The sequence below is a fragment of the Rhodococcus sp. PvP016 genome (assembly GCF_017832185.1).
Lineage (GTDB): Bacteria > Actinomycetota > Actinomycetes > Mycobacteriales > Mycobacteriaceae > Rhodococcoides.
Genome location: NZ_JAFIBH010000001.1, coordinates 1,045,039 through 1,063,622, shown reverse-complemented (window position 1 = coordinate 1,063,622; position 18,584 = coordinate 1,045,039). Strand labels below are relative to the sequence as shown.

16 protein-coding genes, 1 tRNA gene and 1 other RNA gene are annotated in these 18,584 nt (G+C 67.5%); 7 read left to right on the top strand and 11 right to left on the bottom strand.

Going from position 1 to position 18,584, the window contains the following annotated elements:
* Positions 1–6 precede the first annotated feature (6 nt).
* The 3 genes from JOE30_RS04915 to ffs all read right to left on the bottom strand — a co-directional run bounded on the left by JOE30_RS04915 (position 7) and on the right by ffs (position 2,467).
* Complete coding sequence (locus JOE30_RS04915; RefSeq protein ID WP_204869615.1) at positions 7–912, bottom strand: hypothetical protein; 906 nt, start codon at positions 910–912, stop codon at positions 7–9.
* A gap of 133 nt (positions 913–1,045) precedes the next feature.
* A complete protein-coding gene (locus tag JOE30_RS04910) occupies positions 1,046–2,332 on the bottom strand; it encodes an aminotransferase class I/II-fold pyridoxal phosphate-dependent enzyme (protein ID WP_204869614.1) in 1,287 nt (428 codons plus the stop codon).
* Positions 2,333–2,372: 40 nt separating this feature from the next.
* Positions 2,373–2,467, bottom strand: an RNA gene (ffs, locus tag JOE30_RS04905) — signal recognition particle sRNA small type.
* An 82-nt stretch (positions 2,468–2,549) separates the two neighbouring features.
* On the opposite strand from ffs, the gene JOE30_RS04900 reads away from it, so the two are divergent.
* Positions 2,550–2,637, top strand: a tRNA-Ser gene (locus JOE30_RS04900).
* Between the two features lie 52 nt (positions 2,638–2,689).
* On the opposite strand, the gene JOE30_RS21490 is transcribed toward JOE30_RS04900, so the two are convergent.
* The gene (locus JOE30_RS21490) at positions 2,690–2,824 is read right to left on the bottom strand and encodes a hypothetical protein (protein WP_275581311.1); all 135 of its coding nucleotides are present in this window, start codon (positions 2,822–2,824) and stop codon (positions 2,690–2,692) included.
* A gap of 50 nt (positions 2,825–2,874) precedes the next feature.
* The gene (locus JOE30_RS04895; protein ID WP_239532489.1) at positions 2,875–3,783 is read right to left on the bottom strand and encodes a DUF2797 domain-containing protein; all 909 of its coding nucleotides are present in this window, start codon (positions 3,781–3,783) and stop codon (positions 2,875–2,877) included.
* A gap of 33 nt (positions 3,784–3,816) precedes the next feature.
* Between JOE30_RS04895 and JOE30_RS04890 the strand changes: the two genes are divergently transcribed.
* Together JOE30_RS04890 and JOE30_RS04885 are read left to right on the top strand one after the other, a co-directional pair.
* A complete protein-coding gene (locus tag JOE30_RS04890) occupies positions 3,817–4,356 on the top strand; it encodes a hypothetical protein (protein WP_204869613.1) in 540 nt (179 codons plus the stop codon).
* A 140-nt stretch (positions 4,357–4,496) separates the two neighbouring features.
* A complete protein-coding gene (locus tag JOE30_RS04885; RefSeq protein WP_239532488.1) occupies positions 4,497–5,399 on the top strand; it encodes an alpha/beta fold hydrolase in 903 nt (300 codons plus the stop codon).
* 62 nt (positions 5,400–5,461) lie between these two features.
* Here JOE30_RS04885 and JOE30_RS04880 read toward each other — a convergent pair whose 3' ends face one another.
* Positions 5,462–6,847: an MFS transporter gene (locus JOE30_RS04880; RefSeq protein WP_204869612.1), complete on the bottom strand. Its 1,386-nt coding sequence runs from the start codon at positions 6,845–6,847 to the stop codon at positions 5,462–5,464.
* 128 nt (positions 6,848–6,975) lie between these two features.
* Between JOE30_RS04880 and JOE30_RS04875 the strand changes: the two genes are divergently transcribed.
* The 4 genes from JOE30_RS04875 to JOE30_RS04860 all read left to right on the top strand — a co-directional run bounded on the left by JOE30_RS04875 (position 6,976) and on the right by JOE30_RS04860 (position 10,452).
* Complete coding sequence (locus JOE30_RS04875) at positions 6,976–7,929, top strand: LysR family transcriptional regulator (protein WP_239532487.1); 954 nt, start codon at positions 6,976–6,978, stop codon at positions 7,927–7,929.
* The gene (gluQRS, locus tag JOE30_RS04870; RefSeq protein WP_204869610.1) at positions 7,926–8,816 is read left to right on the top strand and encodes a tRNA glutamyl-Q(34) synthetase GluQRS; all 891 of its coding nucleotides are present in this window, start codon (positions 7,926–7,928) and stop codon (positions 8,814–8,816) included. The genes JOE30_RS04875 and gluQRS overlap by 4 nt, the downstream gene beginning before the upstream one ends.
* Positions 8,817–8,925: 109 nt before the next feature.
* Positions 8,926–9,630, top strand: coding sequence for an RDD family protein (locus JOE30_RS21780; RefSeq protein WP_204869609.1), 705 nt, complete (start codon positions 8,926–8,928; stop codon positions 9,628–9,630).
* 78 nt (positions 9,631–9,708) lie between these two features.
* Positions 9,709–10,452: a queuosine precursor transporter gene (locus JOE30_RS04860; RefSeq protein WP_204869608.1), complete on the top strand. Its 744-nt coding sequence runs from the start codon at positions 9,709–9,711 to the stop codon at positions 10,450–10,452.
* A gap of 89 nt (positions 10,453–10,541) precedes the next feature.
* Here the strand turns inward: JOE30_RS04860 and tgt are convergent, their stop codons facing one another.
* The 5 genes from tgt to JOE30_RS21195 form a co-directional block, all read right to left on the bottom strand.
* A complete protein-coding gene (gene tgt / locus JOE30_RS04855) occupies positions 10,542–11,759 on the bottom strand; it encodes a tRNA guanosine(34) transglycosylase Tgt (RefSeq protein WP_204869607.1) in 1,218 nt (405 codons plus the stop codon).
* On the bottom strand, positions 11,756–13,690 hold the full coding sequence (locus tag JOE30_RS04850; protein WP_204869606.1) for an ABC transporter ATP-binding protein: 1,935 nt from the start codon (positions 13,688–13,690) through the stop codon (positions 11,756–11,758). Before JOE30_RS04850 ends, tgt begins: the two co-directional genes overlap by 4 nt.
* Positions 13,687–15,420 (bottom strand): ABC transporter ATP-binding protein, encoded by a 1,734-nt coding sequence (locus JOE30_RS04845; protein ID WP_204869605.1) that lies wholly within the window; start codon positions 15,418–15,420, stop codon positions 13,687–13,689. Before JOE30_RS04845 ends, JOE30_RS04850 begins: the two co-directional genes overlap by 4 nt.
* Positions 15,421–15,486: 66 nt before the next feature.
* Entirely contained in the window at positions 15,487–17,802 is a 2,316-nt protein-coding gene (locus JOE30_RS04840; protein ID WP_204869604.1) for an MMPL family transporter, read from the bottom strand.
* A gap of 55 nt (positions 17,803–17,857) precedes the next feature.
* Positions 17,858–18,496, bottom strand: coding sequence for a TetR family transcriptional regulator (locus tag JOE30_RS21195; RefSeq protein ID WP_307806067.1), 639 nt, complete (start codon positions 18,494–18,496; stop codon positions 17,858–17,860).
* Positions 18,497–18,584: the final 88 nt, after the last annotated feature.

The following is an 18,584-nucleotide window of genomic DNA, read 5'->3' as shown; positions in this document are numbered from 1 at the left end:
ATTCTTTCACGCGGACAGCGCAGCACGAATGCGCTGCGCCAGCCGACCGTCGACGAGGTCCGCCCACGTCCACCGCACCACGATCCACCCGGCGGCACGCAGAGCGTCCTCCCGGAGCTTCTCGCGGATCACGACCGCGTTCGCGGACTCGCCGCTGCGTGTGTACTTCACCATCCCGTCGAACTCGCCGAGCACGCGCTGGTCCTCCCACAGGAAGTCCGGCCTGTACGTGCGCCCGTCGATCACGATCTCGATCTGCAGCTCGGGCGCGGGGAGCCCGTGCCGATCGAGATACACCCGACTGCGTGACTCGCCGACGCTCTCGCTGCGACCGTCCAGGAATGCGGCGGCACGTCGAGCGCCCGCGACGCCGCGCCGACGGCCGCACCCGCGGATCGCCTCGGTGATGTCGTCGATCGATGCCGTAGTGCATGCCAGTGCCGAATCACCGACGCACACAGCAGCTTCGAAGCTCAGGGCGCACGCGAGATCCGCTACCGTGCGCGCTGCGGAGGTCACTCTCGCACCGTCACGCATCACCACGTCCACATCGGCGAGTGGATGCGTGTGGAGGTGCCGTACCGCGTCGACACGTCCACCCGTCGGCCTGTCGACCGTCAGGTGCACCACCGGTGGCGGTCCCTGCCACAACGACATGCCCCACGCCAGCGCGGCCGACTCGTGGCTGAGTGTGAGACCCGGTCCGCCTGCGGCCAGGGCTGCCCGGGCAGCGAGAAGGTGTCGAGCCTCCGGCGTGGAGTCGGTGAACCGCCGCGTGTCGACGAAACACCCCCGCCGCACGGCCACGATGGACCCGGACCTGCGGGCACTGCGGATCTCGGTGTCGGACACACCTCGGCCGAGAAGATCCGCGCGCCGGATCAGTTCTGCGGCTTCGCCGTCGTCGCTCATCCGACGATCGTGGCCGACATCCAGAAGTGTTGCTCGTGGCCATCCACAGGCGTCGAACCGTCACCGGTTTCCGCAACTCACACCGGTTGCAGCCGGTGAACCCTGCCGGAATCGGTGTGAGAACCCGACCTAACTACGAACCGAGCAGCTTCTCCGTCGCGGCCAGCAGCACGCAGGTCGCCACACCGTCCATGGCCGCGGACAACTCGTCGGTGGACGGGAAGCTGGGCGCGAGGCGGATGTTGCGGTCGTCGGGATCGCGCTTGTACGGGAACGCGGAACCGGCGCCGGTGAGGGCGATGCCCGCGTCCTTCGCCAAGGAGATCGTGCGCGCGGCAGTGCCGTCGAGTACGTCGAGGCTGATGAAGTACCCGCCCGCGGGCTCGGTCCACGACGCCACCTTCGACGCGCCCAGGCGATCGTCGAGGATCTCCTGCACCCGTGCGAACTTCGGTGCCAGGATCTCGCGGTGCTTCGCCATGTGTGCGCGCACACCCTCGGCATCACCGAAGAAGCGCAGGTGGCGGAGCTGATTGAGCTTGTCGGGGCCGATGCTCTTCTTGCCGTAGTGGCCCAGGTACCAGTCGAGGTTTTCCGACGAGGAACCGAGGAAGCTGACTCCGGCGCCGGCGAAGGTGATCTTCGACGTGGACGCGAAGACGTACGGACGGTTCGGGTGACCGGCCTCCGCCGCCAGGCTCAGCACGTCGTACGCGGGCGGGAACTCGTCTGCCAGCGGATGCACTGCGTAGGCGTTGTCCCAGAACAGGCGATAGTCGGCGGCCGCGGTGGGCATCGTCGCGAGAGCGCGGGTGACCTCCTCCGAGTACACCGCGCCCGTGGGGTTGGCGTAGTTCGGCACACACCACATGCCCTTGATCTGCGGATCGCCCGAGACCAGCCGCTCGACCTCCGCGACGTCGGGGCCGTCCTCGTTCATCGTCACCGGGATCATCTCGATGCCGTAGCTCTCGGTGATGGCGAAGTGCCGGTCGTAGCCGGGGCTCGGGCACAGGAAGCGGACGACGGGTTCCGCCGACCACGGACGCACCGAGTCGACGGTGCCGTGCAGCAGCCCCCACACCACGAGGTCGTGCATGATCTCGAGGCTCGCGTTGTTGCCGGCGAGCAGGTTCGCAACCGGGATGTTCAGGAGCTCACCGAAGATGGCGCGCAACTCGGGCAGGCCCTGCAGTCCGCCGTAGTTGCGGCAGTCGGTGCCCTTGCCGTCCCGGTAGTCCTCGCCGGGCAACGTCAGCAGGCCGGCCGCGAGATCGAGCTGCTCGGGGGACGGCTTGCCGCGAGTGAGGTCCAGCGAGAGTCCGCGTGCAACCAGTGCCTCGTACTCGGCGGTGCGCTTCTCGTGCTCCGCGGCCAGCTCGTCGGGGTTCATCAGTCCGAGTTGAGCTTGGCCGGTCATGGCGAGGAGGGCCTTTCGAGGCGACTGCGCGTGGCGGGAAGTTAGGGGACCCCGCGCACCCGGCAGAGCCCGTTGACCCTTGCTGCCTTCCGGCCCTGGGGGAGTTCACAGGATGCGCGCCGCGCGGGATCCGTGGACGAGTCTAGCCACATCCCCCGTGCACCACCGAACCGACCCGATTCGTCGCATCGGGGGGGTCGCCGGTATGGTGATCGACGGAGGATTCGCCTAGTGGCCTATGGCGCTCGCCTGGAACGCGGGTTGGGTTAACGCCCTCAGGGGTTCAAATCCCCTATCCTCCGCCAGGGAAGCGGCAGCCCCCGTGCACTGCACGGGGGCTGTCGTCGTTTCCGGACATCACTCCCGCTCGAGCACCCACGCCACGGGCGCGGGGTTCAGCCTCTCCACGACCACCGCGGCCCACGCCTCGGCTGTCGACACGTCCTCGTGCTCGGCCGTGGCCACGATGGAATCGTCGCTGGTGTCTCTCACTCGATAGGTCGGCATGGCTCACGAATGCCACGCGGCGGCCGGGGACAAACTCAGAACAACGCTTCCTGCATGGCGGGCAGCGCGGTGTCGAACTCGCCCCACTCGATGCGGCGGCCTCGCAATCGGGCCAGGTCGGCGACGTAGACGGCATCCGGATCCTCCGCCACCGTCGCGCCGACGGCGGAACCGATGCACCACTGCACCGTCAGGCCGTGCGCCCCGACGGCGGTGTCCAGCGGATAGGCCGTTCGCCGACCCGTGAAAGCCGCCTCTCGGCCCGCGGGCGGCTCCCACTGCTCGTCGACGACACGGAAGTCGTCGTCGGAGAAGTCGGGGCCGAGATCGGCGAGCACCTCGCGCGCCAGTGTCGCCGCGTCGGCGTTCGATCGGTCGAGGCGGGCGAGGTCGATCGGGCGGGTCAGACCAGCCGCCTTGGCCGCGGCGCGCACTGCCTGGCGCAGACCGGCGGTGTCGGTCATCGCGTCCTCGAGGTGCCGCACCACACGTCCGTCGACGGCCCGCGCGACATACCGTCCCACCACGGCACCCTGCTCGGTGAGCCGTCCCCATTTCCGCGGATCCGCCGCCGTTCCGACCTTGTCGGTGCCGTCGGCGAAGGTCGCGACGTAGAGCCAGTGCGGTTGCATCACCACGCTCTCGAGCCCCTTCGACAGGAAGTCCTGCCGGTGAACGATGTGGACGAACCGGTACGGATCGACTGCCATGCATGCGTCGCAGTGAGCTCCGGACGTGGCCCGAGCGCTGTTCGGGCAGGCCACGGGTCGACCGTCCTCGGCCCGGCGGCCGATGCACCACAGCACACCCGGCGCGTCGAGCGCGCGGTATCGCAGCGCCGAGGACAGCACGGGACGGGACGTCACCTCGCCGGTGTCCGTGTCGGTGACTCCGAGCAGCGGCTCCCCGCGTGGCCATCCGACACCACGCACGACCAGTGCCATCGTGAGTCCTCTCCACCTGGCAGCATTCCGGGGATGAGCACCCCCGGAATCGTCGGTTCCCTCTATCGCCGAGTGACGACGCGCAAGGCCGGTGTGCTGCCTCCGCATCGCGCCACCCGGCGCCTGTCGGCCTACGTCTACGGCAACGTGCTGGTGATGACCGTGGTGGTCGCCGCCAGTCCGTCGTCCATCGCGAACGGTACGGCGGCGCTGTTGGTGATCGGAACCACGCTCACCACGTTCCTCGCCCACATCTTCGCCGACGCCGTCGCGGCCGGCACCGTCGACGACGACTCCGTCGACTGGCGCGAGGAGTTGCGGGACTCCCTGCCGATCGCCTCGTCGGGCGTGGCGCCGTCGTTGCTGCTGGCTCTGGCGTGGCTCGAGGTCCTGCCCGGAGCGCTCGCGCAGGGGCTCGCGGGCGGTCTGGTGACACTGCGCATCGCGTCGATCCCGGTGGTCGCGGAGCGTCTGCGCGGCCGCGGACTGTCGTTTCGCCTGGTCCTGGCCGGTCTCGCCACCGCGGTGCTGGCCGCGGTCGTCGTAGTGGTGAAGGTGTATCTGACGCACTGACCGCGTTGTTCGCCACCGAAACCTCTTGTGACCGACACCGCCACCGGGCAGTGAATGTCTGGGATCACATGCTCGCGGAACGGCTCCGCGCCGCCGACCAGCGTGCACACTGGAGCGGTAGTACAACGGAGGGATCTCCCATGGCGGCACTCGATACCGCACAGCCGGACATGCAGACACTCAGCCTGCACGGCAACGAACTGAAGTACCTGGACATCGGACACGGCCCCGCGGTCATTTTGATCCACGGACTGCTGGGCTCCCATCACAACTGGGGACCGCAGATCGACACCCTGTCGCAGCGGTACCGCGTCATCGTGCCGGACCTGTTCGGCCACGGTGAATCGGACAAGCCGGCCGGGGACTACTCCATCAGTTCCCACGCCGCGACGGTGCGCGATCTACTGCACAGCCTCGACATCACGTCGGCGACGTTCGTGGGCCACTCGCTCGGTGGTGGCATCGCGATGCAGACGCTGTACCTGTTCCCCGAGTTGGTCGAGCGCATGGTGCTCATCGCCAGCGGCGGCCTCGGCCCCGAGGTGAGCCCGCTCCTGCGCGCGGCGACCCTGCCGGGCAGTGAGTTCGTTCTCCCGCTGATGGCGAACCGCACCGTGCGGGGTCTCACCGATCTCGCGATCGATCGGCTCGACAAGCTGGGACTCCCGCTGATGAGCGCCAGCTCCTCCGAGGCATGGCGCAGCTTCGGGTCGGTCCAGGATGCCGGCACCCGCCGCGCGTTCCTCGCGACCGCCCGCTCCGTCATCAGCTTCCGCGGTCAGACCATCAGTGCGACACCGCACTTCGCCAACTTCCCCAACATTCAGGCGATGCTGGTCTGGGGTGCGCGCGACAGCATCATCCCCAACTCGCACACCGAGAACGCTCGGGCCGAGTTGCCGCACGGCCGCGTCGAGATCTTCGAGAGGGCAGGGCATTTCCCGCATCTCGACAATCCCGACCGCTTCGACCGGATCTTCACCGAGTTCATGCGTGACTGCGAGGCCGGCGCCTCTCGTCCGCACCTCGTCGCCGAGGCCTGACACACACACGAACGCGCCCTCTCCCGTGATGCGGGAGAGGGCGCGTTGCTGTGTGCGTGTGCCTACTTCGTCGGAATACCGGCCTTCGCGAGCTCGGCCTCGGTGGCCAGGTTCTTCGCGTCGGCGATGTCGATGCTCTCGAGCGCGATGCCCTTGGTCTCACGAGCCACCACGACGGCGATCAGCGTGATGAGCGCGGAGGCGGCGAGGTACCAGGCGATCGGCACGGACGAGCCGTAGACGTCCAGCAGCTTCACCGCGATGATCGGTGCCAGCGACCCGGCGACGATCGACGTCACCTGATAACCCAGGGACACACCGGAATACCGCATGCGCGTGGGGAACATCTCGGACATGATGGCCGGCTGGGTGGCGTACATGAAGGCGTGGAACACCAGTCCGATGATGATCGCCAGCATGATGACGACGTTGTGGCCGCTGTTCATCATGGGGAAGGCGAAGAAGCCCCACGTGCCGGCGGTGACCGCACCGACGAGATACACCGGACGGCGTCCGACGGTGTCCGCCAGGCGACCGACCAACGGGATCACCGCGAAGTGCACGGCGTGCGCGATGAGCATCCACCACAGGATCGTGCTGGTGTCGGTTCCCACCTCGACCTTGAGGTAGGTGATCGAGAAGGTGACCACCAGGTAGTACATGACGTTCTCGCCGAACCGCAGGCCCATCGCGGTGAACACGCCACGCGGGTAACGCTTGACGACCTCGAAGACGCCGTACGACGCGGCCTTGATGACCTCGGCCTGCTTCTGCGCCTCGACGAAGATGGGGGCGTCGGTGACCTTGGTCCGGACGTAGTAGCCGACGAAGACGATGACGGCGGACAGCCAGAACGCGACACGCCAGCCCCAGCTGAGGAACGCGTCCTCCGACAGCACGGTGGTGAGCACCAACAGGACGACCGTCGCGAGCAGGTTGCCGCCGGGGACACCCGCCTGCGGCCAACTGGCCCAGAAGCCGCGGCTCTTGTTCGGGCTGTGCTCGGCGACGAGAAGCACTGCGCCGCCCCACTCACCGCCCACCGCGAAGCCCTGGATGAACCGCAGCGCCACCAGCAGCGCGGGCGCCCAGTATCCGATCTGGTTGAACGTCGGCAGGCAGCCCATGAGGAAGGTCGCGGCGCCGACCAGCACCAGCGAGAACTGCAGGAGCTTCTTACGTCCGTACTTGTCGCCGAAGTGACCGAAGACGATGCCACCGAGCGGTCGTGCGACGAAGCCGACCGCGTACGTGACGAAGGCCGCCAGGATCGCGTCGAGTTCGCTGGTTCCCTCCGCGAACATGATCTTGCTGAACACGAGCGTCGCCGCCGTGCCGTAGAGGAAGAACTCGTACCACTCGACCACGGTGCCCGCCATGGATGCGGCGACCACCTTCCGCAGACCCGACGGTTCCTCGTCGCGATCCACCCTGTCGACAACCGACATGACATTCTCCTTGCTGAGTCTCCGGTGCCGGGACAGTGATCCACGGCACACGCTGAGTCGAGTATCGACGCAGATCACCACGCCGCACAATGGCCGCGCACGCACGACCGAACTGCAAAGATGCACACATGACCTCGTCCGGACGCTCCTCGGCGCACACGCCGCCCAGCGCGGACGATCTTCTCGTCCTCCTCGCCGTCGGGCGCAGCGGCCGCTTCACCGCCGCCGCGGACAGCCTCGGCGTCAATCACACGACGGTGTCGCGCCGCATCGCCTCCTTGGAGAAATCGCTCGGTGGTCGGGTACTGGTCCGCATCTCGGGCGGCTGGGAACTCACCGACCTGGGCCGACACGCGCTCGCCGCGGCCGAGACGGTCGACAGCGTGGTGCGCGGTCTCGTCGACCCGGGTGGTGCGTCGCTGCGCGGTGTCGTCCGCATCTCCGCGACCGACGGCTTCAGCGCCTACATCGCGGCGCCGGCCGCCGTCAGCGTGCAGGAACGGCACCCCGAGGTGTCCGTCGAACTGGTGGCCGCGACCCGACGCGCCTCGCAGCAGCGGTCGGGAATGGACATCGAGATCGTCGTCGGTACGCCTCAGGTCCACCGCGCCGAGGCCGTGCACCTCGGCGAGTACGGCCTCGGTCTGTACGCCACTCCCGAGTACCTCGAGCACCACGACACCATCACCACCCGACGCGACCTCGCCGGCCATCCCCTCGTCTACTTCGTCGAGTCGATGCTCCACGTCGACGACCTCGATCTCGCGCGCTCGGTCGCCGTCGGTGACGCTCCCCCGTCGTCGGACGTCCCGGTGATGCGGAGTTCGGTGAGCTCGACCAACGTCTTCGTGCACGTCGAGGCCACGCGGGCGGGCGCCGGTATCGGCCTGCTGCCGTGCTTCATGGCCGACCGTCACCACGATCTCGTGCGCATCCTGCGCCCGGAGGTGTCGGTCACCCTGGCCTACTGGCTGGTCGTGCGTGGCGAGACGCTGCGCCGCCCCGAGGTCGAGGTGGTGGTCGACGCGCTGCGGGCAGAGGTCGCGTCCCGACGGGACGAGCTCATGGGTCGCGGCGAGTGAACGGCCGCTTCGCACCGAGCCCTTCCGGCGACCTGCACATCGGGAATCTTCGTACGGCGGTGCTCGCCTGGCTCCTCGCCCGCGGAACCGGACGCGGATTCGTCCTGCGCGTAGAGGACCTCGATCGCGTGCGACCGGGCGCCGAACAACGTCAGCTCGACGATCTCGCCGCCGTCGGCATCACCGTCGACGGGCCGGTGGTGCGGCAATCGGATCGTCGAGAGTCCTACGCCGCGGCCATCGCCACCCTCGCCGCCGACGGCCGTGTCTACGAGTGTTTCTGCACCCGCCGCGAGATCCAGCAGGCCGCGTCCGCACCGCACGCTCCCGAGGGTGCGTACCCCGGAACCTGCCGGAACCTCACCGAGGCGCAACGCGCGTCCCGCCGCGCCGAGGGCCGACGCGCGGCACTGCGATTGCGTTCGGACGCCCGGTCGTTCACCGTGACAGACGCCCTCGTCGGCGAGTTCACGGGCGTGGTCGACGACCTCGTCCTCCAGCGCACGGACGGCGTTCCCGCCTACAACCTCGCCGTCGTCGTCGACGACGGGTTCCAGAGCGTCGACCAGGTGGTTCGCGCGGACGACCTGCTCGCGTCGACGCCGCGTCAGGCCTACCTGGCCGGTCTGCTCGGCGTGGAGATCCCGGAGTACGTGCACGTCCCGCTCGCTCTCGGACCGACGGGCAAGCGCCTCGCCAAGCGAGACGGCGCCGTGACCCTGCGTGACCGACTCGCCGCGGGGCAGACCGTGTCCGACGTCCGCGCCGAGATCGCGTCGTCGATCGGGGTTCCGTCCGAGCGCACGCGCGAATCGCTGTCCGACCTGGCCTCGCACTGGTCCCTGGACCTGCTCCCGAGGGAGCCGTGGTTCGTGCTCGGTCACTGATCGAGACCCCGTTGCAACGGAACATCGCACACCGGTCGGGGCGTATCGGACGTAAGGTGGCCGCGAGAAGACTCCGACACGACACGTCAACCCGTACGAGAAGGACATCATGACCACAGGCGGTTTCGACCCGAGCAAGGATCCGCAGAACCCCGGCAGCTACCCGCCGCCGCAGCAGGGTTCCTACCCGCCCCCGTCGCAGGGGTCCTACCCGCCGCCCTCGCAGGGCAACTACCCCCCGCCGCAACAGGGCAACTACCCCCCGCCGCAACAGGGCAACTACCCGCCGCCGCAGCAGGGTGGCTACCCCCAGCAGGGTGGCTACCCGACGCCCCCGCAGTTCGACAACACCACCAACTACGGTGGCTCGAACTTCGGTGGAGTGCCCGGCGGCGGTCAGCCCGGTGGGCTCGGTATCCGACTGGGCGCGCGCATCATCGACGGGATCATCGTCGGCATCGTCGCGCTGATTCTCGCCGCGATCTTCGGTGCGACCGACAACATCCTCGTCACCGGGCTGTTCTCCGGCGTGTTGACGTTCGCGTACTTCGTCGGCCTCGAGGTCAGCCAGGGCGCGACGCTCGGCAAGAAGATCCTCGGACTCCAGGTGCACGGTCCCGCCGGCACGCCGCGACCGACGCTGCAGCAGTCCGCCATCCGCAACGCGTTCACGCTGCTCAACGTCATCCCGTTCCTCGGTAGCCTGCTCGCGTTCATCGCCGTGATCGTCATCGCCGTCACGGTCAACTCGAGCCCCACCAAGCAGGGCAAGCACGATCAGTTCGCCGGTGGCACCCAGGTGGTCAAGAAGTAGCCTCCGCACGCACCGACATCGGGCGCGGATCCCTCCGGGGATTCGCGCCCGTCGTCGTCTCGGTGCTTGGATCGACCGGTGACTGCAACCAACTCCACCGCCACCGACGGCGACACTCCGTCTGGACAGGCCTCGTTCGCCCACATCAGCCGGGGCTACTACCCCGCCATCGTCGCGCTCTTCGTCGCGACACTGCTGATCTCGAACGTGGCCGCCAGCAAGGGTGTCGCCTTCTTCGCCGCGTCCGACGTCTCGCTCGGGCCCTTCCAGATCCTCCCCATCAACACCGACGGCGCGTTCTTCCTCTTCCCCCTCGCGTACATCCTCGGTGATGTGCTCAGCGAGGTGTACGGGCTCAAGGCGACGCGCCGCGCCATCTACCTGGGCTTCGGCTCACTCCTGCTCACGTCGGTCTGCTTCTGGATCGCCATCGAGCTCCCCGCCGCCTCCTTCTACGAGAATCAGGCCGCCCTCGAGACCGTCGTCGGCGTCGTGCCGCGCCTGGTCCTCGCCGGACTCGCCGGTTACACCGTCGGTCAGCTGCTGAACTCTATCGTGCTGGTGAAGATCAAGGAGCGCACCAAGGAGAAGCACCTGTGGGCCCGCCTCATCGGGTCGACGGTGGTCGGCGAATTCTTCGACACGCTGATCTTCTGCAGCATCGCGGCCGGCGTCATCGGCATCACGACGGGTGCCGACTTCGTGAACTACGTCATCGTCGGCTTCCTGTGGAAGACCCTCGTCGAGGTGCTCGTGCTCCCGATCACCTACGCCGTCATCGCGTACATCAAGAAGCGCGAGCCGACCTACTCCCCGGACTGACCCCACCCCTGCCCCGCGAGTACGTCGATACTGTCGCTGTCGAGCACGACATCACGACACTATGGACGTACTCGCGGGGGAGTTGCGGCTCAGGAATAGAAGCGCGCGAGCGTCTCCTTCTTGAACTCCTGGAACCGCCCGGCGCGAATGGACGCGCGGATGTCGTCGACCAGCTTCACTGTGAACCGCTCGTTGTGGATGGTGGCGAGGGTCGAGGCCAGCATCTCCTTCGCCTTGAACAAGTGATGCATGTACGCCCGCGTGTAATGCGCGCAGGTGTAACAGTCGCACTCCTCGTCGATCGGCGTGAAGTCCCGACGGAACCGCGCGGTGTTGATGTTGAAGCGCCCGTCCGGGGTGTAGATCGCCGCGTTCCGGGCCACGCGTGACGGATTCACGCAGTCGAACGTGTCGGCACCGTTCTCGATGGCGACGAAGAAGTCGTCCGGCTCGCTGATCCCCAGCATGTGGCGCGGTTTGTGTTCGGGCAGTTCCTCGTTCACCCAGCGGACGATGGTGCCGAGGTTCTGCTTCTCCAATGCGCCGCCGATGCCGTAGCCGTCGAATCCGCGCCCGGTCTCACCCACGATGGTCTCGAGATCGTGTGCCGCTTTCCGACGCAGATCCTCGTACTGCGCACCCTGCACCACACCGAACAGCGCTTGGTAAGGCTTGCCGACGCGTTCCGCCGTCAGCCGCTCGTGTTCGGCGATGCACCTCACTGCCCACGCCTGCGTACGGTCCAGCGACTGTTCCTGGTACGCACGGGTGTTCATCAACGTGGTCAGCTCGTCGAACGCGAACATGATGTCCGCGCCGAGCTGGTGCTGGATCTGCATCGACACCTCGGGAGTGAAGCGGTGCCGCGATCCGTCGAGGTGGGACTTGAACGTCACGCCGTCGTCGTCGACGTGCGCGAGTCGCTCCTTGCCCTCGGCGATGACGTCGTCCGACTCCACCCGGGTGGCATCCATCGAGATCACCTTCTTGAACCCGACGCCGAGCGACATCACCTGGAACCCGCCGCTGTCGGTGAACGTCGGGCCGTCCCAGTTCATGAACTTTCCCAGTCCCCCGGCCTCGTCCACGATGTCGGAGCCCGGCTGCAGGTACAGGTGGTAGGCATTCGCCAGAACCGCCTGTGCGCCCAGCTCTTTCATCGACTCCGGCAGCACCGCCTTGACGGTGGCCTTGGTGCCGACGGCGATGAACGCGGGGGTCTCGATGTCGCCGTGCGGCGTCCGCAGGGTGCCGGTTCGACCGAGATGGTCCTCGATACGGGTCTCGACTGTGAAGAGGTCGGTCATGCCCCCATCGAACCAGACGCCAACTGCTGCTCCTGCAGGCCGGACGCACTGAGACGGTGGTAGGCGCCGCGCGCCGCGATGAGCTCGTCGTGCGTGCCCTTCTCCACGATGGACCCGTTCTCCATCACCAGGATCAGATCGGCGTCACGGATGGTCGAGAGGCGGTGCGCGATCACGAAACTCGTGCGATCGCTCCGCAGGGCCGCGGTGGCCTTCTGCACCAGCAGCTCGGTACGGGTGTCGACGGAACTGGTGGCCTCGTCGAGGATCAGCACGGCCGGGTCGGCGAGGAACGCGCGCGCGATGGTGATCAACTGCTTCTCGCCCGCACTGACGTTGCTGCCCTCCTCGTCGATGACGGTGTCGTAGCCGTCGGGCAGCGAGTGCACGAAACGGTCGACGTAACTCACCCGCGCCGCCTCCATGATCGACTCCTCGGTGGCGCCACTGTTGCCGTACGCGATGTTGTCGCGGATGCTACCGCCGAACAGCCAGGTGTCCTGCAGCACCATGCCGGTGCGCGATCGCAGGGTGGCCCGCGTCATGTCGCGCGTGTCCACACCGTCGAGCGTGATCGAGCCGGAATCGATGTCGTAGAACCGCATCACGAGGTTCACGAGCGTGGTCTTGCCGGCACCGGTGGGGCCGACGATCGCGACCATCTGGCCGGGCTCCGCCACGAAAGACAGCCCGTCGATGAGCGGACGCTCCGGCTCGTAGCGGAACGACACGTCCCGGAACTCGACGCGTCCACTGCGCGTGGTGGGGGTGACGGGTGCCGACGGATCGGCGCCCTCCTCCTCTGCGTCGAGGATCTCGAAGATGCGCTCTGCCGAGGCGACACCCGACTGGAGCAGGTTGACCATCGAGCCGATCTGCGTGAGCGGCTGCGTGAACTGGCGGGAGTACTGGATGAACGCCTGCACCTCGCCCAGGCTCAGCGTGCCGGACGCGACGCGCAGTCCGCCCACCACGGCGATGGCGACGTAGTTGAGGTTGCCCAGGAACATGATGGCGGGCATGACGATTCCGGAGATGAACTGCGCCCGGAAGCTCGCCTGGTACAGCTCCTCGTTGCTCTCGTGGAACACCCGCGCCGTCTCGTGCTGACGGCCGTAGGCCTTGACCAGCTCGTGTCCGGTGTAGGCCTCCTCGACCTGTGCGTTGAGTGCGCCGGTCTGCTTCCACTGCGCGATGAAGTGCGGCTGCGAGCGCTTCGCGATGATCGTCGTCACCACGATCGACAGCGGCACCGTCAGGATCGCGACCAGTGCGAGCAGCGGCGAGATCCACAGCATCATGCCGAGGATGCCCAGGACCGTGAGCACCGAGACCACGAGCTGGCTGAGTGTCTGCTGCAGACTCTGCGAGACGTTGTCGATGTCGTTGGTGACTCGCGAGAGCACGTCGCCGCGCTTGTGAGAATCGAAGTAGCGCAACGGCAACCGGTGAATCTTGGTCTCGACGTCGGTACGCAGACGCTTGATGACGCGTTGCAGGGCGATGTTGAGGATGTAGCCCTGCACCCAGGACAGCAGTGCGGACCCGATGTAGAGGATCAGGACGAGGACCAGGACCTTGCCGACGGCGTCGAAGTCGACTCCCCGACCGGGGACGACGTCCATGCTCGACACCATGTCGGCGCGTGTGCCCTCACCCGAGGCGCGAAGACCGTCGACAACCTGCTCCTTGGACAGCGAGGGGTCGAGCGAACGGCCGACGATGCCGTCGAAGATGAGGTTTGTGGCTCGGCCCAGGATGTTCGGGGCGAGAACGGTGAGCACCACGCTGGCGACGGCGAAGACGAGCACCACCGAGAGCAGCATGCGTTGGGGCAGGAGCCTGCGGAGCAGCCGCTTCACGGACGGTCCGAAGCTCATCGCCTTGGTGCCGGGAGCACCGGGACCGGGAGGACCGCCGGGCCGCGTCATGCGACACCCGCCGCGGTGCGCTGCGAGTCGACGATCTCGGCATAGGTGGGACACGTCTCGAGCAGCTCGTCGTGCGTACCGAGGCCGACCATCCTGCCGTCGTCGAGCACCACGATGCTGTCCGCGTCGCGGATGGTGGACACCCGCTGCGCGACGACGATGACGCAGGCGTCACGTGTGATGGGGCGCAGCGCCGCTCGGAGATTCGCGTCCGTCGTCAGGTCGAGAGCGGAGAACGCGTCGTCGAAGACGTAGATGCTCGGGCGCCGGATGATGGCGCGGGCGATGGCCAGTCGCTGACGCTGCCCACCGGAGACGGTGGTGCCGCCCTGGGCGACGGGGGTCTCGAGACCCTCGGGCATCTCGCGGACGAAGTCGGCGGCCTGCGCCACCTCGAGTGCGTCCCACATCTCGGCCTCCGTGGCGTCCTCCTTGCCGTAACGAAGATTGGAGGCGATGGTGCCGGAGAACAGGAAGGGCCGCTGGGGGATCAGTCCGATCTCCGCTCGCAGCGCCTCCGGATCGACTTCTCGCACATCGGTTCCGCCCACGCGCACCACTCCGTCGGTCGTGTCGATGAGACGCGGGATCAGGTTGATCAGCGTCGTCTTGCCCGAGCCGGTGCTGCCGATCACGGCTGTGGTGGTTCCGGCGGTCGCCCGGAACGTCACGTCGCAGAGCACCGGATGGTCGGCCGCGGGATACGCGAAGCCGGCCTTGTCGAACTCCACCGTCGACGGCGCCGAGGCGAAGACGACGGGCTTCGCCGAGGGCACGACGGACGAGTTCGTGTCGAGCACCTCGGTGATGCGCTCGGCACACACGCTGGCGCGCGGGATCATCATCGCGATGAACGACGCCATGATCACCGACATCAGGATCTGCATGATGTAGCTCAGCAGGGCCGTCAGCGACCCGATCTCCATGCGTCCCTCGTCGACGGCGTGACCACCGAACCAGATCACCGCGACGCTGGTGACGTTGCTGATGAGCATGACCACCGGGAACATGAGCGCCATCAGACGGCCGACCTGCAGTGCGGTGGCGGTGAGCGCGGTGTTGGCGTCGTCGAAGCGATCCACCTCGTACGGCTCGCGCACGAAGGCGCGCACCACGCGGATGCCCGTGATCTGCTCGCGCAGAACGCGGTTGACCGTGTCGATGCGCTTCTGCATGACCTTGAACGCCGGGACCATGCGGACCACGACGAAGCCCATGCTCAGCGCCAACGCCGGCACGGCGATGCCCAGGAGCCACGACAGTCCGAAGTCCTCGCGCAGAGCCATGACGATGCCGCCGACACACATGATCGGCGCCATCACCAGGATGGTGCAACCCATGAGGACCACCATCTGCACCTGCTGCACGTCGTTCGTGTTGCGGGTGATGAGCGACGGAGCGCCGAACGTCCCGACCTCGCGCGCCGAGAAGGTGCCGACGCGGTCGAGGAGCGCCCCGCGGATGTCGCGGCCGGCCGCCATGGCAGCGCGCGCTCCGAAGTAGACGCCGCCGATCGAGCACGCGATCTGCACGGCGGAGACGGCCAGCATGATCGAGCCGGTCGACAGGATGTAGCCGGTGTCGCCCGTCGTCACGCCGTTGTCGATGATGTCGGCGTTGAGGCTGGGCAGGTACAGCGATGCGACGGTGGCCACGAACTGCAGCACCACCACGCCTGTCAGTGCGCCGCGGTACGGCGCCAGATACCGGCGGAGAAGTGAGATCAACACGTCGTGCATCCTTCCTTCTCGACCGGACCCGTCGGACGGCAGGCGTGGTGGGTGCAGTTCATCGAATCAGTCTCGGCTCGTCGGTGCAGGCCCGTCCGTCCTGCGGACGAGTTTCTCACCTTCGATGTCCACGTTCGGCAGAATTTTGTCCAGCCACTTCGGCAGGTACCAGGCCTTGTCGCCGAGAAGCGCCATGACGGCGGGGATCAGGATCATGCGGACGATGAAGGCGTCGAAGAACACGGCGGCCGCGAGAGCGAAGCCGATGGACTTGATGAACGAGTCCGGTTCCAGCATGAACGCGGCGAACACCGAGATCATGATGACCGCCGCGGCCGCGACGACGCGGGCGCCGTACTTGAAGCCGGTGACGATGGCATCGCTCGCGTTCGCGCCGTGGACGTACGCCTCACGCATGCGGGACACCAGGAACACCTGGTAGTCCATCGCCAGACCGAACACCACACCGATCAGGAAGATCGGCATGAAGCTGACGATGGGCTGCGGATTGGAGATCAGGCCCAGTCCACCCTCCTGGAAGATGAACACCGTCGCGCCGAACGTGGCCAGCACGCTGAGCAGGAAGCCCAGGGTCGCGGTCAGCGGGACGAGGATGGAGCGGAAGACGACCATGAGCAGCAGGAACGCCAACCCGACGACGACGGCGAGGTAGGGCACCAGCGCGTCCTGGAGTCGTTCGGAGACGTCGATCTCGAGTGCCGTCTGTCCGGTGACGCCGTAGGTCACTCCGTACTCGGACTGCAGTCCACCCTCGGCGTCGCGCAGCGCGGTCACCAGGTTCTGCGTGTCCTCGCTGATCGGCGAGCTCTTGGGCGTGACCGACACCAACGCGGTGTCACCGGCCGGGTTCACGCCGGCCTGCTGAGCATTCACCACGTCCGACTCGGACGCGGCCTTGTCGACGACGGCCTGGAAGGCCGCGGCACGGTCGGCCTCGGGCACCTCGCTCGCGTCGACGACCATGAGCAGCTGGCCGTTGCGGCCGGGACCGAACCCCTGGTCGACGAGGTCGTACGCCTCGCGCGCCGGCGTTCCGGGTTCTGCGGTGGCGACCGACGGCAGTGCCAGGCGCAGTGAGGTCATGGGCCCGGCGATCACGCCGAGGATCACGATGCCCGCGATCAGCACCAGCGCGGGGCGCTTGATGACCAGACGCACCCACCGCAGACCGTTGGTCGGCTTGTCGTCGTGCTCGGGGTCCGGCACGGTGCGGATCTTGCCGGCGAACGCCTTCCTGCCGAAGAGTCCGAGGACGGCGGGCAGCATGGTCAGCGCGACGAGGACGGCCACGAAGACACCGAAGCCTGCGGCCAGACCCATCTGGGAGAGGAACGGGATGCCGACGACGCGCAGAGCCACCAGCGCGATGAGCACCGTGGTGCCGGCGAAGACGACGGCGCTGCCGGCGGTTCCCACGGCGCGTGCCGCGGCTTCCTCACGGTCGTCCGTCTCGCTCAGCTCGTTACGGAACCGGGCGACGATGAACAGCGAGTAGTCGATGGCGACGGCCAGGCCGATCATGATGGCGAGGATCGGCGTGAACTGGGTGAGCTCCGCGAAGCCCGACGCGGTGGTGATCGTCAGACTGGTGACGCCGATGCCGACAATGGCCGTGATGAGCGGCAGTCCGGCGGCGACGAGCGATCCGAACATGACGACGAGAACGACGGCGGCGACGGCCAGGCCGATCAGCTCGGCGGTGCCGCCGGGCGGCTCGGCGGCCTGCATGGCGCTGCCACCGATCTCGACGGTGAGCCCTGCGTCACGGGCGGGCTGGGCGGCGTCGGTCAGCTCGGTGCGGATCTCGGCCGTGACATCGGTGACGGTGCCGGTGATGGGCACGTCGAGGATGCCGATGGTCTTGTCCGGTGAGAGCGGAGACACGGCCGCGGCGTTCGCGGCCGCGACGTCCGGCGCGAGACCGGCCTGCGCGTACTGATCGACGATCGCCTGGTTGCCGGCGATCGGATCGAGGAGCGGCATGGCACCCTCGGGCACCGGGCCGGCCGCGGGATCGGCCTTGGCCGTGTCCTTCACGGCGGCGATGCCCCGGATGTTCGCGATGACGCCGTCGATGGCCGCCGTGTTCTCGGGCGAGTCGAGCGTGGTGCCCGCGGGCGCCTGGAACACGTACTGCGCGGACGCCGACGTGAGCGGGTCCTCGCCACCTCCGAAGCGCTCCTTCTGCAGATCCAGCGCAGCCTGGGCGGGGGTTCCCGGGATGGAGAACGACGTGCTCGTCGGGCCGGACAACGTGGCCGCGCCGATACCGGCCAACACCAGAATGGCGAGCCAGATCGGCAGCACGATGCCTTTCCGACGGTACGAGAACCGTCCTATGCGATACAGGAAGGTGGCCATGAGAGTTCTCCTCGTTCGGGGGGTGTCGTGCTGCGGGTGACGGACGGACGCGCGATCAGTCGGGCGGGAGCGGGGTGGAACCGGTGAGTGGCGCTCGGAAGCCCCGTTCGAGTTGCTGCATGGCGAGACGGACCACCTCGCCGGCGGATTCTGCTGTGGTGGAGCCTTTCTCGGATGCGTCGGCGAAGAAGCCGAGTGCGGCACTGACGGTGGCGCCGACCGCCGCCTGAACCAACGAGGGGTACAGGTCCCGATCGGGATCGAGCCCCGTGCGCCGGGCCACGGCCTTCTTGAACGCCGCGGAGAGCGAGCGGTCGAACTCCAGCTTCTTCGCCAGCAGAGCCGGCGATTCCTCGACGAACCGCGCGACCGCGACCGTCTCGGTGAGCTCGCGCTCCGGATCGTCGACGATCTCGAAGACGATGGCGCGCACCGTGTCCCAGAAATCCTCGTCCTGCGGACGGTGTTCGATCAGGTCGACCCACTCGAACGCTGCCTGCTCGAGGTAGTACAGCGCCGCTTCTTCCTTGCTGGAGAAGTAGTTGTGGAACGTGCGTGTCGACACCCCCGCGTCGCGGGCGATCGCCTCGGCGGTCACGGTGTCGAAACCCTGTTGCCGCCCGAGACGGATCGCGGCAGCACTGAGCGCTGCACGGGTCTCCGCCTTCTTGCGGTCGCGTAGTCCGGAACTCACGGATCCCACAGTACGTAACTTGCACGGTTCGGCAAGTTTGCAGTGGTGTGCACTTTTGTGACGCTCACCACGCGAACGTGGTGTTTCG